Here is a 14,329-nt window from a genome sequence, read left to right on the forward strand (position 1 = left end):
CCCAGGCCTGGGAATGCGTCTTCAGCTCAAAAATTTAGTCATCCCCGACTTGTTCGGGGGACCCAAGCTGAATCCGACGCCATGTCCAGCGCCGCTTGGGTCACCCGCATAAAGCGGGTGATGACGGACGTGGGTGGACGTCGGCGCGGCCTCAGCCGCGCCGCCTTGATCAGAAGGTCGCGGTCAGACGAATGTCGGCGCGCCAGTCCCCGGCGTCCGTGCTGGGCGCGCTCTTCATGGCGTAGCCGGCGGTGGCCGAAACGCTGAAGCTGTTGGCGACGCGGACATCCAGGCCCAGGCCGGTCGATACCGGCTTGGACTCGGCGCCCGAGGCCTTGTCCTTGCCGTAGCCGGCGTCGAGGAAGGCGAAGGGCGCGACCGTCACCGGGCCGAAGGCGTGGTTGAAGACCGCGGCGCGCAGTTCGTTGCGCAGGACGACGCCGCGATCATAGGCGCCGTCGTCGAGGCTGTAGCCGCGCACCAGGCTGGAGCCGCCCAGGCCGATCCGCTCGCTCTCGGGCAGGGCCTCGGACGAGACCTGCGCGATCACCTGGGTGATCAGGCTGACGCCGCCGCCCACGCCGCCCAGGCGGGTGACCCGGTCGTAGGCGCCCTGCAGATAGACGTAGTTGGCCTGGGTCACCCGGCCGCTGGAATAGGTCTTGAACGCCGCCGAGGTGTTGGCGTCGCCCAGATCGCCGGGGCTGACGTGAACGGTGACGTCGACGTCGTAGCGGCCGAAGCGGTCGGGGCCGGCGTTGCTCCAGCCCGCATAGAGTTGATAGACGTCGATCGGTTGCGACAGCACCGCCGTCGCGCCGAAGAAGATGTCGCGCTTCTGGTGCTTGAGCTCGACGCCGGCCGACAGGTCGCCGGGCAGGTTCGAGAAGTTCGACAGGGCGGTGACGTAGCCGACGGTGAATTCGGCCGTCTTCTGCTTGATGTCGAAGGCGGCGACGGCGGCGTTGCTCTCGACCACGCTCAGGGTCGCCTCGATGGCCTGACGCGGGGCGATCGGCACGAACAGACGGGCCGCGTGGCTGGCGTATTTCGGATCGCTGGTCAGGCCGTCGCTGCCGCCGGTGAACTGGTAGGACAGCACCGTGTCCTGGCCCAGCAGGGCGCTGGCGCCGACGAAGTAGCGATCACGGCCGGTCGAGGGCGTGCCGGAATTGGCGTAGCCGCCATAGACCCGCCACGGACGGCTTTCGCGAACCTGGAGCTTCAGGTCGCTGTCGCCCAGGCGCTGGCCGGGCGTGAAGACGGCGTCCGCGCGGCGGAAGGGGTTGCGGTTCAGCCAGTCCAGGTCCTGCGCCAGGTCGTCGCCGTTGATCGGCTGGCCCGGCGCGGCGCGCACCCGGCCGGTGACATAGTCCGCACGCGTGCGCTGGCCGCCCTCGACCTTCACCTGGCCCAGGGAGAACTCGATGACGCGGAACTGCACCACGCCCGAGGTGATCTCCTGCTCCGGCGTCTGCAGGGCGACGAACGGATAGCCCGCGCCGCGATAGTAGTCGGCGATGGCCGCCTCGATCTCGGCGATCAGCTTCTTGGACAGCTTCTGGCCCAGGAAGGGCTTCAGCAGGGCCTGGCCTTGCGGCGTGTTCAGCCGCGCCACGGCGCTGGCGTCAACGCCGGAGACCGGGCCGCTGACCAGCGGGCTGGACGGCCCCAGCAGCACGACGCCGCTGAGCGCGGGGCCGATCGGCGTGGCGTCTTCCTTCGAAGCGACGGCGTTGGGGCCCAGCTTCAGGACGTCGGCCCCCACCGCGGGCGGCAGGTTGCGTTCGACGGCCTGGGCGTGGGCCGCGGTGGTGGCGGTCAGCGCGCAGGTCGCGCCGAGCAGCGCCGCCAGCCCGAAGGTGGCGGTGCGGGCCTTGTTCAGCGTGCTCATCAGAAATTGAAACCTTGGAAGTGGATGGCGCCGGACGTGGAGCCGCCCTGCGAATACGGAGCGGGGGGGCAGGTGTCGGTGGTCGAGCAGGCGCTGTCGGTTCCGCCGTCCTGCTGCTCCTGCTGCGACGATTGTTCGTCCTGGGCCAGTTGGAAACCGGCGCCGCCGTTGACCGGGTCCTGGGTCCCGACCTCCGGACCGCTCCCGGCCGCTCCGCCGCCTTCGGCGGGGATGTACGGGATGAGCACGTTCTCGACCGGGGGAATGCCCAGCAGGATCGTGAACACCGCGGGCTTGAAGGCGATGGCGTAGTTGCCGCCGGCGCTCAGCGTGCCCTTGGTGATGCCGTAGGTCCCAACCGTCTCGCCGACGTCGCGCGTCAGGTCGCCCGTCAGGCTGTCGCCCGCGATCAGCGGCCCGGCCACGTAGGTCAGTTTCGGGTCAGCGTCGTTGCGGTTCTTGGTCTGATCGTTGGCGGTGATCGCCAGGGCCAGCTGGGTGATCTGGCCGATCTGACCGGTCGCGCTGGTCGAGGCCAGGACGTAGTTGCCCGAACCGGCGCCGCCGAGGCTGACGCCGCTGGCGGTCACCGTCTTGCCCGCGCCGGCGTTCTTGTCGGCATAGGCCGCGCCGGTCGAGCTCGCCGTGACGACGTCGCCGGCGATCAGGCCGGTCAAGCCGTAGTTACCCGCGCCCAAGGTGGCGGCCGTCGTGCCGTCATAGGTCTTGGTCACCGCGCCGGTCAGGCCCGCCGTCAGGGTCTTGGCGTTGATCTGGCCGACGGCGGCCGAGGCCGTGGTCGAGGCCAGGACGTAGTTGCCGGCGTCGGCGCCACCGAGGTTGACGCCGCTGGCCGTCACCGTCTTGCCCGCGCCGGCGTTCTTGTCGGCATAGGCCGCGCCGGTCGAGGCGACGCTGACCGTGTCGCCGGCCACCAGGCCCGACAGGCCCAGATTGTTACCGAGCGTGGCGACGGTCGTGCCGTCATAGGTCTTGGTCACCGTGCCGGTCAGGCCCGCCGTCAGGGTCTTGGCGTCGATCTGGCCCACCGCGGCCGAGGCCGTGGTCGAGGCCAGGACGTAGTTGCCGGCGTCGGCGCCGCCGAGATTGACGCCGCTGGCCGTCACCGTCTTGCCCGTGCCGGCGTTCTTGTCGGCATAGGCCGCGCCGGTCGAGGCGACGCTGACCGCGTCGCCGGCCACCAGGCCGGAGAGACCCAGGTGATCGCCGAGCGTGGCGCCCGTCGTGCCGTCATAGGTCTTGGTCACCGTGCCGGTCAGGCCCGCCGTCAGGGTCTTGGCGTCGATCTGGCCCACCGCGCCCGAGGCCGTGGTCGAGGCCAGGACGTAGTTGCCGGCGTCGGCGCCGCCGAGGCTGACGCCGCTGGCGGTCACGGTCTTGCCCGCGCCGGCGTTCTTGTCGCCGTAGGCCGCGCCGGTCGAGGCGACGCTGACCGTGTCGCCGGCCACCAGGCCGGAGAGGCCCAGGTGATCGCCGAGCGTGGCGCCCGTCGTGCCGTCATAGGTCTTGGTCACCGTGCCGGAGAAGCCCGCCGTGAGGGTCTTGGCGTCGATCTGGCCGATGGCGCCCGAAGCGGTGGCGGAGGCCAGGAGGTAGTTGCCGTTGGCCGCGCCCGACAGGGTCAGGTCGCCGGCGGTCACGGTCTTGCCCGCGCCGACGTTCTTGTCGGCGTAGTTGGCCGCGCCTGAGACGGTGACCACGTCCTCGCCGACCAGGCCGGCCAGCGCGAAGTTGCTGGCGTTCAGCAGCGCCCCGGTCGCGCCGTCGTAGGTCTTGGTGGTCGTGCCCGTCAGGCTGGCGTTGATCGTCTTGCGACCGATCTCGCCCAGGCCCGTCGCCGTGAAGGAGGACACCGCGTAGTTAGCGCCGACGCCGTCTTCGAGATTGACGCTGACGCCGCCCGTGAGGGCCTTGCCGACGCCGGCGTTGGCGTTGGCGAACGTCACGTCGCCGACGGTCGCCACCAGGACCTCGCCGCCGACCAGGCCTTGCAGGGCGCCGGCGTACTGGCCGCTCGTCAGGCCGGCCGCGCCGTCATAGGTCTTGGAACCGGTGACGGTGGCGGTCACCAGGGCGCGGTTGATGTAGCCGATGTTGTTCGTCGCGCTGGTGTTGGCCAGCTCGTAGTTGGCCGCGTCGGCGCCGCTCAGCGTGATGCCGTCGACGGTGACATTATAGGCGTCGGCGCCTTCGTTGCTGCCCGAGACCTCGACCGAGGGAACCCGGACGAAGCGGGGCGGGCTTTGCACATAGTGGCCGGTGGTCGGACCGTTGACGCCCACCGTGTCGCCGTCGAGCACGCCGGACAGGCTGTAGTTGCCGTTGGTCAGGGTCGCGGCGCTCGTGGTGTCGTAGTTCTTGACCACCGAGCCGACCAGGCTGGCGTCGATCGTCCGCTTGTTGACGGTCAGGGTGTTCAGCTTGACCACGCGATAGGCGCCGCCGCCGGCCCGGACGGCCGTGCCGCCCGCGATGTCGATGGCGTAGGTCCCGGCGTTGGTGCGGTCACCGAACACGCTGGTGACCGTGGCGTCGGTCAGGATGTCGCCGCTGCGCAGCGATGCGTGGCTATTGATCGCCGGGTTGATGTGATCGCCGTAGGTCGTGGTGGTGCGCGCATCGATGAGCAGCACGTTGTCGGCGACATAGAGTTCGGCGAAGTGGGCCAGGTTGTCGCTGGAGGCGCCGGCCCCCGACCCGGTGACCCAGATGTCGGTGTCGAAGCCGCTGTAGACGTCGTCGAACTTGGTTTCGTCCTGCAGGTCCGCGGTGCTGTAGCCGACGTTTCCCTCCTGGCTCGCGACACTGGAGTCGCGGCCCATGGCGGTTAGGCTCGGATTGACCGTGGTGCTCCAGCGGCCGTTGTAGAGCGAACCACCGTTGGCGTAGCCGACCAGCGCCCCGACCTTGTTGTCGCCGGTCACCGTGCTGGTGTTGAGGACGGAGTTGAGGGAGCCGCCCCCATTTTCGCCGACGATGCCGCCGACCTTGTGCGTGCCTTGCACGGCCCCAGCGGAATAGCTGTCGCTGATGGCGCCGTTGTTGAAGCCGGCGACGCCGCCCACGGTGTAGCCGGAGACCGAACCGCGGAAGGCCGAGCCCTGGATGGTTCCGCTGTTGTAACCCACGAGCCCGCCGGCATAGGAGCCACCCGTGACCAAGTCGCCGCTCACCGTCGCGGAACTGCGGACGTCGCGGACGTCGCCGTAGTTCCTACCGGCGATCGCGCCGACCCGGCCGCCGGCGGCGCCGGTCATCGATCCGCCGACCAGGGCGAAATCGTGGACGAGCGCCCCTTCCTGGATCACGCCGAACAGGCCGACATCGGCGGCGGCGCTGTCGATCGTCAGGCCGGAAATCTGGTGGCCCGCGCCGTCCAGTTGACCGTAGAAGGAGCCGATGCTCGAGAAACCGCCGTCCCCGAACACGCTGCTGCCGCCCGCGCTGGTCTCGGCGGCCGAGAAGTCGGCGCCCAGGACGTAGGAGGTGCTGGTATTCAACGCGATCAGCTGCAGTTGGTGGACGTTGTTGATCGTCGTCGAATATTCGCTCCTCAGCAACGGACGCAGGCCGCCGATGAACGCCCACCTGGTGTTGTCGGTGAAGTTGTAGCTGCCCGGGTTGAAGGCCTGAGTGCGGGTCAGGCCGGTGACGTTGTCCGTATTGCTCGGGTCGTCGCCTCGGGCGACGGTCATGCCACTGGAGTCGGTGTCCCAGTAGAGGTTGGAGACCACGCTGCCCGTGTAGTGGCCGAACAGGCCGCCGGCGACAGCGCCCGACACCGCGCCGGTGGCGTAGCCGTCATGGATCTGGATGCCGGTGTCCATGGAGCCGATCAGGCCGCCGGCCCAGCCCGCCGACCCGGTCGCCGTCGCCGAGCCTGTCGAATAGACGTAGCTGACCTCGATGAGACCCGACATGGCGTGGCCGATCAGGCCGCCGACCTTTTCGGCGCCCGTCACCGCGCCGGTGGCGTAGCTATCGCTGATCTCGAACGACGACAGGTGATGCTCGTCCTCTTCCTCGTCGTAGTAGCTCGTGCCCTGGATATAGCCGACCAGGCCGCCGACCGCTTCTCCGCCGGTGACCTTGCCCGTGGCGTAGGACTGGCTGACGGTGTCGCGGCTACCGGAGTCGAAGCTGTTCATCGCGCCGATCAGGCCACCGACACGATCAAGGCCGGTGACGTCGCCGCTGGCCCAGCTGGTTTGCACGGTGTTGCCGCGGGTGGAGAGGCCGATCAGGCCGCCGGTGTTGAGGCCACCGCCGGTCACCGCGCCCTTGGCGTAGGTGTTCAAGAACGAGACCGAGTCGGCGTAGCCGACCAGGCCGCCGGTCGCGACCTGGGCGTCGTAGTCGAGGCCCTCGACGAACCTGACGGCGCCGGTCGCGTGGCTGTTGCTGAGCCCGAGGCCATTGCCCGCGTGGCCGATCAGGCCGCCGACCTGATACTGGCCCGCGACGTCGCCGCTCGCCCAGGTCTGGTCGTACTGGCCGCCGCCATAGGCCGAGCCCGCCAGGCCGCCGAAATAGACGCCGTCGCCGCCGACGTCGCCGCTGGCCCAGGAATTCTGGACGCTGGCGTAGCTGGACGTTCCGATCAGGCCGCCGACGCTTTCGGCCAGAAGGGGGTTGCCGTCAACGTCGACGCTGTTGCGGCCGGTGACCTTGCCGGTGGCGTGGGCCCCATCAACCAGACCGGACTGAAAGACGCCGACCAGGCCGCCGACGCCGTAGCCGCCGCCCTGCACGTCGCCGGTGGCGTAGCTCGTCGAAATGTTGGAGCCACCGGAGACGCCCACCAGGCCGCCGACAGTGTACGTGCCGGTGACGTCGCCGCTCGCCGAAGCCCAATTCAGCGTCGAGCTCTGGGCCACACCCACCAGACCGCCGACGCGCTCCGCGCCGGTGACGTCGCCGCTGGCCCAGCCCTCGTTGAGAGTCGCGTTGCCAGACATCAGGCCGACCAGGCCGCCGGTGCTGTTCTGGCCCGCCACCAGGCCGGTCGCCGAGACTCTCGTGAGCGCGACGCCATTGCCCTCTCCGACCAGGCCGCCGGTGTTGTCGCCCATGCCCGTGACGGCGCCGGTCGCCGAAGCGTCGGTGATCTGGCCCATCTCGCCATAGCCGACCAGGCCGCCGACCTTTTCGGCGCCGCTCACGGCGCCGCTCGCCGTCCCGTGGGAGACGTCGCTTTCAAGGGCGATTCCGACCAGGCCGCCGACCGTCTCGGCGCCCCGCACCGCACCGCTCGCCGTCCCGTAGGAGACATTGGCGCCGATAGCCATCCCGATCAGACCGCCCGTGAATCGCCCGCCCGTCACGTCGCCCGTCGCCTCGCCACGGACGATGGTGGCAAGGTAGGAGTAGCCGACCAAGCCGCCGGTGTAGTCGCCGCCGGTGACCGATCCGCTGGACGCGCTGTCCTCGATCGTCGTTCTACTGGCGTAGCCCAGCAGGCCGCCGGTCCCACCGTCACCATCATTGGTGACGGTCATGGACGAGGTGACATTGGTGATGCTGGCGGCCTCCGCGCCGCCGGCCAAGGCTCCGGCGTACTCTTCGCCCGCGGCCGAACCGGTCAGGTTGAGGTCGCGCACCGTGCCGCCGTTGATTACGCTGAACAGGCCGGCGGAGTAGCCCTCCACGCGCAGGTTCGAAATCGTGTGGCCCTGGCCGTCGAAGGCGCCGTACAGGACGGCGTTGGCGAACAGGCCGTCGGCCGAGGCCGAGGCGTCGACGTCGCGGCCCAGGGCGTAGTTGCCGTACGCTTCGCCATCGGTGTCGCCGTTCAGCCGTTGCAGGTCGGCGTAGCTGTTGACCAGCAGGTAGGTGGTGATGCTGGCGTCGTCGTCATTGTGGTTCTGGTAGCCGTTGTTGATCGTGGCGTAGTCGGCGTAGTTGGCGCTGTTGGTGAAGATGTTGACCGTGCCGTTCAGCAGGTAGGTGTTGTCGGCGAAGGCGACGACGCCAGTTCCCGCGCCGGTGTTGTCGGCGCGCAGGTCGATGGAGCCGCCGGTCGCCATGGCGGCGAACAAGGGAGACGTGGCGGTGGCGTCCAGGTCGCTGTTGATGACCACATCGCGGAAGGCGCTCAGCGTCAGCTTCCGGCTGCCGGCGTTGAGAATGACGTTGTTGGCGCCAATGACGATGTCGCCGTTGGCGGCGCCGCCGTGGGTCGTGACGGTGACGTTGGCGCGCCCGGCCATGGCGCCATTGAGGGCGGTCGCTTCCGCGTCACCGACGCTGAACGCGGCCGCGTCGATCCGCCAGTCGTTGGCCGAGACCTGCGAGCCGGCGATGGCGACCTGGGCGCCCGACATCTGGACCGAGGCGCTGGCCTCGATCACGCCGCTCGACTCGACGTTTCCAGCGCCGGCGGTCAGGAACACCCGGCCGTCCGTGGTGTTCTCGGTGATTGAGGTGGCCGAGATCAGGTCACCGACATTGCCGGCCAGGGCGTAGATGTTGCCGCCGTTGGCCCGCAGCTCGATCTCCGCCGCGGAGATGGCGCCGGCGTTGGTGACGGCGGTGTCGGACCCGCCGACCTCGACGACGAACTTGCCGTCATTGGCCTTGGCGTCGCGCAGCAGCACCTTGCGGCCGGCCGCCAGGCCGACCGTGCCCTGGTCGGCGGTGATCTTGCCTTCATTCCGGACCGTGGTGGCGATCAGGGCGACGTCGCCGCCCAGGGCGCCGATCTGGCCGTAATTGACCACCAGGCCCGCGCCGGGCCCTTCGAACGTCAGCGGGCCGCCGGCCAGGAAGTTGGCGTCGCTGACGTTCAGCGCCGAGGCCACGAAGCGGCCGCCGACATCGACCGTGCCGTTGGTGCCGATGATCACGCCGTTGGGGTTGATCAGATAGACGCTGCCGGTCGCGTTCAGCAGGCCGTCGAGGTTGGAGACGTTGGCCCCGGTCACCCGGTTCAGCGTCGCGCCGGCCCCGTTGTTGAACGACACCGAGTTGTTCTGGGCGATCGAGAAGTCCGACCAGTTGATGATCGCCTTGTCGCTCGTCTGGCTGATGGTCATCGCGCCAGGACCGGTATAGCCGATCGTCGCCGACCCCGAGGCGACGCTCCCGCCGCTCGGCAGCGCCTGGGCCGCGGCGGCCGAGGCCGCCATCATCAGGGGCAGCAGCGAGAGGGCGAACAACGACCCTTGTTCGAGATGGCGACGACGGGACATGCGGCGAGAGCTCCATAAGGATAGCGAATCCCGGCGCGCGCGTCGGAAAGCTTAGCCTTAAGAAGACAATCGAACAGCGTTCGCCATGCTCCCACGTCTCACCCTTGAGACACCGTGTCAGGTTCAGACACCGTGGAACCAAGCCGACACGTTGGGAAATGGCCCCCCTTACGTCAGCCGGTCAGTTGATCAGCTGATCTCGTTCATCAAGGCGTCCCATCGCCGACGCGAGATTTCGGCCCGCTCGCCAGTGCTGGTGGCCTGTCGAAGCTGTCGCCGGTACTCGCCCGGGCTGGCCGCGAACGCCGCGCGGAACAGGCGGCTCATATGGCTCTCCGACTTGAACCCGCAGGCCTGGGCGATGTCGGCCAGCGAGCGCGCGTCCGACGGATCGCCGAGCGCGGCCCGCAAGCGGACCAGGCGGCGAGCCTGGATGACGCCCCCTACCCCGCCTTCCGCCTGGAAGATGCGATACAGGGTCGCGCGCGAGACGCCCGTCGCCTCGCCGATGATCTCGGCGGTGAGCTCGGTGGCCAGGTTGATTTCGATGAAGCGCTTGACCGACTCGCGACGCGCGAACTCCAGCCGCCGAAGGTCGGCGCCGCGCCCCAGCTCGACGCTGCCCGCCGCCACGGTCAGGAGGTCGATGAAGGCGCGGGACACGGCCGGCAGGTCGGCCTCGCCGATCTCCGGGGCGCGAACCGCCAACGACTTCATGTAGTCGGCCAGCAGCAGGGCCTTGTCCTGGTCGATGACCCGTCCATGCAGGCCGGCCGTCGAGCCCAGCGCCGCCTGCAGCACCTCGCGCGACACGCTGGCGGTGATGACCCGCGCCGCCGTGGCGCGGTTGCGCATCGGTCGGGTCATGTCCATCAGGACGATCCGACCGGGCTCGATCCACCCGAAGTCGTTGCCGCTGTCGATCTCGTACAGACCGTCCACCACCAGCTGCACCGTGAAGTGGTCGAACTGGTCGCGGCGAACCCGCTCGGCGGAGCGTTCATGCCCCACCCCGGCCAGCCGACGGTCGAACAGCAGGATGCCGGCCAGCCGCCAGCCCGTGACCTCGGCGAAGAAATCTCCCTCCAGGCCGGTGACGTCGGCGCCGGAAGAGTAGAGGTCGCGATAGAGCTCGAAGTCCTGGGCCGGATCGGTCTCGGACGTGAACCGCATGAACTGCTCGGCCATTACGCGTCGGCCCCGTGGGTCTCGGCGGCCCGCACGACGCGCGCCCAGGCCTTGCGGCTGCCCCAGGCCAGCCCCGCGGCGACCACGGCGGCCACGGCGGTGGTGCTGAGCAGGGCCTTGCCCAGTTCGCCAGGGCCGAACACCCGATCGCTGAGCAGGCCGATCACCGGCGGGCCCAGGCCAAGCCCCATCAGGGTGGTGATCGCGAAGAAGATCGCGTTGGAAACGCCGCGGGCGTCGGGCGACATCCGCTGGAACATGGCCAGGAACGCGACGGCCGCCGCGCCGCCGAACACCGTCAGCATGAACAGGCCCAGGCTCATGGTGATCATCGACGGCGCCAGGCACAGCAGGGCGGCGCCCACGACGCTGAACGCCAGGGTGACGACGACCACCAGGCTGGGCGAACGGCCCGTCCGCCGGCAGAGGTCCACCAGGGCCCCGCCCAATCGATGTCCCAGCGGCGCGCCAAGGACGACGATCAGGCCACTGACGATGCCGCTGCGCGCCGGAGACAGCCCCAGCTCCCGTTGCAGCAGGGTCGGCATCCAGGCGCTCACCGCCTGGACCAGCACGATGACGGAGCCGGCGGCGATCAGATGGGCGGCGAAGGCCAGCGGCCAGGCGCGCAGCCACTCCAGGGCCGGCAACAGCGAGGGCGGGCGCGGCGCGGCGGCCGTCGCCCGACCTCGGCGATCGGTCAGCAGCAACGCCACGGCGACCAGCAGGTTGGGCAAGGTGCTGAGGAAGAACAGCACCCGCCAGGTTTCGAATCCGGGAAACGCCCCGCGCATCAGGGGCGAGGCGATCCAGGCCAGCAGGGCGCCGCCCAGCAGCATGGCCCCGCCGCGGCCCACGGCCGAGCCGGTGGTGAACACCGAAATGGCCCGTCCGACCCGCTCGACGGGCGTCCTGGCGACGATCACCGACAGGGCGGCGGGCGCCACCGCGGCCTGGAACAGGCCCAGCATCAGCCGGCAGACCACCAGCTGCTGCCAGCTGGTGGCGAGACCGAAGCCGATGCTGGCCAGGGTCCACAGGACGATGCTGATCGCCAGCAGCTTCAGATGCGGCGCGCGGTCCACGACCCGGCCGAAGGCCAGGGTCGCGACGACGAAGAACAGCACGAAGGCCGGGCCTTGCAGAAAGCCCAGCGCCGTGTCGCTCAGCGCGAACTGCTGCTTGAGGATCGGCAGGACCAGGGCCGGCAGGTTGCGGTCGGCCGTCATCAGGAAGTGAGTCGCCGCCAGCAGGCCCAACGGCGCGGCGGACGCGACGACGGTTCCGCCCAGGCGGTTCTGTTCGTTGAAAGTGAGCACCGTCATCCCCCCGGATCCTTGTGCTTAAGCCGCGGGTGGAGACGTTGCGCGTAGGCGCGTGACGATCACACCGGGACCGGGGCGGACACCCCGCTTCGGGCGTCCAGAGACGGGAGACTCAATCATCGACAACTCTGAGTTAACAGCGTTCGACAAGCGCAGACCCGGGTTCCCGCGTCAACGCGGCGCCCCCCGCACGTTGTGCGCTAGGACAACTTGACGCAGGCGCCCCTAGGTCAGGGTCAGCACCGGCGACGCCGCCGGGCGCAGCGACAGGCCGTAGGTCACTTGGCTGGAGCCGCCCCCCGGGCGGATGTCGAAGCCGTCGACCAGGGCCCGCAAGCCGGCGCGGAGCTCCAGCCTGGCGATCTTCATGCCGCCGCAGACCCGCGCGCCCGTCGAGAACGGGAAATAGCCGGCGGGCGGCGAAGCGGCCGCCCACTGGGGACGCGCCGGGTCGAAATCGAACGGCCGGTCCCAGCGTCCCGGGTCGCAATGCAGGCCGACGAACGAGATCGCCAGCGGCTCGCCGGCCGCGAAGCTCTCGCCGCCGATCGTCCGGCGGTCGCGGCTGAAGCGGGTGACGAACGGCACCGGCGGGAACAGGCGCAGCAGTTCGGCGATGAACGCCTCCAGGCCCCGGCCGCCGTCGCCGCGGTGGTCACGGATCGCGACCGCCAGCGCCGGCCGCCCGGCCAGGACCTGCGCCGCCCACATCAGGCTGGAGGCCGTGGTTTCGCTGGAGGCGATGATGTTCTGGATCAGCTCCTCGCCCGCGTCGAACCCCGGAATGTCGCGCCCGCGCCCGGCCAGGGCCGCCAGCAAGGCCTGAAGGTCCGCATCGGCGGCCCAGAGGTCGAGGATCTCCCGGCGCAGCGCCGCCAGACGGCGCTGGACGTCGTCGAAGGCCGCCGTCTGGGCGCCCGCGAAGGCGATCCACTGCCTCAGGGCCAGCAAGCCGCGCACCCTGATCAGCCAGTCCTGGTCCCAGGCGATCGGCCGGGCCAGGCCGAAGACGCCGGACACCACCTCGAGCGCGGCCCCGACGAAGGCGCCATAGAGCCCGTCCCGCCCCTCCCCGTCGCGATCCGCGGCGTGGGCGCGCAGATGCTTGCGGTAGATGTGCTCGACCGTCGCGTCATCGAAACGGACAATGTTACGGGCGTAGCTGGGCTGGGTGAGGCGGACCCGCGCCGCCCAATCCTCGCCATTGGCCGAGAAGCGCCCCTCGGCGAAGGCCGACAGGAAGTCGTAGTTCTTCGGGAAGGCCGCATGGTCCATCAGGATCGCCCGGACCGTCTCCGGATCCTGGACCAGCCGGATCGGGAACGCGCCGGCCGGGGCGTCGCCGGCCGCGATCCGGTAGAGCTGGGTCGCCAGGCCGTCGAGGCCCCGTTGGGCGACGACCTCAGGATCCACTGAGGGCGCCTTGCCGGCGACCCAGGATCGGCGGGCGCTTCTTGTCGGGACGGCCATCGAGGAAGGCGCGCATGCGATAGATCGGCAGGTCGGCGCAGACGTGCAAGATGCCCCGGATCAGGGCCGGCAGGTCGGCCGGGTTGTCGGCGATGAAGACCGTCAGGATCACCGCGTCGCCCTTGGCCCAGTCGGGCGCCGGGATCGGGATCTCGCCGCGCCGCCAGGCCTCCGCCTGCTGACGCCCCACCCGCAACCACCCGCCATAGGCCACCAGCCGGCCGTCGCGGATGGCCATCAGGTTCGCGCCGTGGATCAGCTGGCCCATCAGCACGTCGACCATCAACCCCAGCGAATAGCCGAGGAACGGCGGATGCTGGGCGACCTTTCGCACCACCGCCGAGAAGGCGATGTCGCCCATCGCCCCGACTTCCAGCCGCAGCGGCCCTGGCGGCTTGGACTTGAACATCGCGCCGTCGATCGCCGAGTCGGACATTGCAAATGGGCCCCCGCCCCGAATGGAAGGCCGAGGAGGGACCAAAGTTTCAGGGAGAAGTCCAGAAGCGATCGGCGAACGCGAACGCGCCGCGCCCGGAGGCCTGGCGGCCCGCCCTCACTTCCCGGTCGCCGGTTCCGGCGGGGCGACGTCCAGGACATTGGGATCATAGACCCACTCGACCGCGTCCAAGCGCGCCTCCGCCCCCACGCCGGCCTGGACGGCGATGCGGTTGACGCCGGGCCGCAAGGCCACGTCCGGCCAGACGGCGACATGGTCCTGGACCGGCGCGGTTCCGACCGCGACGCCGTTCACGGTCAGGCTAGCCTCCGGGCGGTTGCTGTAGACCTTGATGTCGGCGCGCGGCGCGGTGCGCATCACCTGTCGGCGGTGGGTGATGTAGACCATCGGCTCGGTGGTCCAGTTGGCCTGGTACCAGTAGTAGGCGTCCTTGGGCGTGCGGCGGTCGTGGCTGACCAGGCCCTTGTCGTTGACGCCCGGCCGATCGCCTTCGTTGCGGCCGTCCGAGGCGAAGTCGAACCCGACCCAGACAAAGCTGGCCCAGATGAAGGGGCGGTCGCGCAGGTCCCGCCAGTTCTTCTCGTGATAGAGCGCCTGGTAGTGCTCCGGGTGGAAGCCGGCCGTGGTCTCCGGCCGCCGCGCCGGATCCTGCTGGTGAAGAATGCTGGCGCCGGCCCCGTACTCGCTGACCGCCATCGCCCGTCCTGGCGTCTCGCGATGCACGCCGTCGGCCCAGGTCCCGATCGTCTCGCCCTTGTCCGGATACCAGCCGTAGTAGCGGTTG

The 14,329-nt window shown here is 69.8% G+C and carries 7 protein-coding genes; all 7 read right to left on the minus strand.

Annotated elements, in window-relative coordinates:
• Window positions 1-169 precede the first annotated feature (169 nt).
• Complete coding sequence (locus PMI01_RS04970; RefSeq protein WP_007664005.1) at window positions 170-1,894, minus strand: ShlB/FhaC/HecB family hemolysin secretion/activation protein; 1,725 nt, start codon at window positions 1,892-1,894, stop codon at window positions 170-172.
• On the minus strand, window positions 1,894-9,105 hold the full coding sequence (locus PMI01_RS04975; protein ID WP_007664007.1) for a YDG domain-containing protein: 7,212 nt from the start codon (window positions 9,103-9,105) through the stop codon (window positions 1,894-1,896). The genes PMI01_RS04970 and PMI01_RS04975 overlap by 1 nt, the downstream gene beginning before the upstream one ends.
• Before the next feature lie 189 nt (window positions 9,106-9,294).
• Window positions 9,295-10,293, minus strand: a complete 999-nt coding sequence (locus PMI01_RS04980; RefSeq protein WP_051989902.1) for a helix-turn-helix domain-containing protein — start codon at window positions 10,291-10,293, stop codon at window positions 9,295-9,297.
• Window positions 10,293-11,618 carry an MFS transporter gene (locus PMI01_RS04985; protein WP_007664010.1) on the minus strand — a complete coding sequence of 442 codons (1,326 nt, stop codon included), beginning with the start codon at window positions 11,616-11,618 and terminating at the stop codon, window positions 10,293-10,295. Before PMI01_RS04985 ends, PMI01_RS04980 begins: the two co-directional genes overlap by 1 nt.
• Window positions 11,619-11,843: 225 nt before the next feature.
• Entirely contained in the window at window positions 11,844-13,031 is a 1,188-nt protein-coding gene (locus PMI01_RS04990; RefSeq protein ID WP_007664012.1) for a cytochrome P450, read from the minus strand.
• Entirely contained in the window at window positions 13,021-13,524 is a 504-nt protein-coding gene (locus PMI01_RS04995) for a hypothetical protein (RefSeq protein ID WP_007664014.1), read from the minus strand. The genes PMI01_RS04990 and PMI01_RS04995 overlap by 11 nt, the downstream gene beginning before the upstream one ends.
• A gap of 117 nt (window positions 13,525-13,641) precedes the next feature.
• Window positions 13,642-14,329 (minus strand): DUF4982 domain-containing protein (locus tag PMI01_RS05000; protein WP_007664016.1); only part of this gene is annotated, 688 nt, incomplete at its 5' end.

Origin of the sequence: Caulobacter sp. AP07 (assembly GCF_000281955.1) — a bacterium.
Classification (GTDB): Bacteria; Pseudomonadota; Alphaproteobacteria; order Caulobacterales; family Caulobacteraceae; genus Caulobacter.

Coding starts and splice junctions, on each gene's coding strand:
- PMI01_RS04970 (WP_007664005.1), bottom strand. CDS start 1,894: ATGAGCACGCTGAACAAGGCCCGCACCGCCACCTTCGGGCTGGCGGCG.
- PMI01_RS04985 (WP_007664010.1), bottom strand. CDS start 11,618: ATGACGGTGCTCACTTTCAACGAACAGAACCGCCTGGGCGGAACCGTC.
- PMI01_RS04995 (WP_007664014.1), bottom strand. CDS start 13,524: ATGTCCGACTCGGCGATCGACGGCGCGATGTTCAAGTCCAAGCCGCCA.
- PMI01_RS04975 (WP_007664007.1), bottom strand. CDS start 9,105: ATGTCCCGTCGTCGCCATCTCGAACAAGGGTCGTTGTTCGCCCTCTCG.
- PMI01_RS04980 (WP_051989902.1), bottom strand. CDS start 10,293: ATGGCCGAGCAGTTCATGCGGTTCACGTCCGAGACCGATCCGGCCCAG.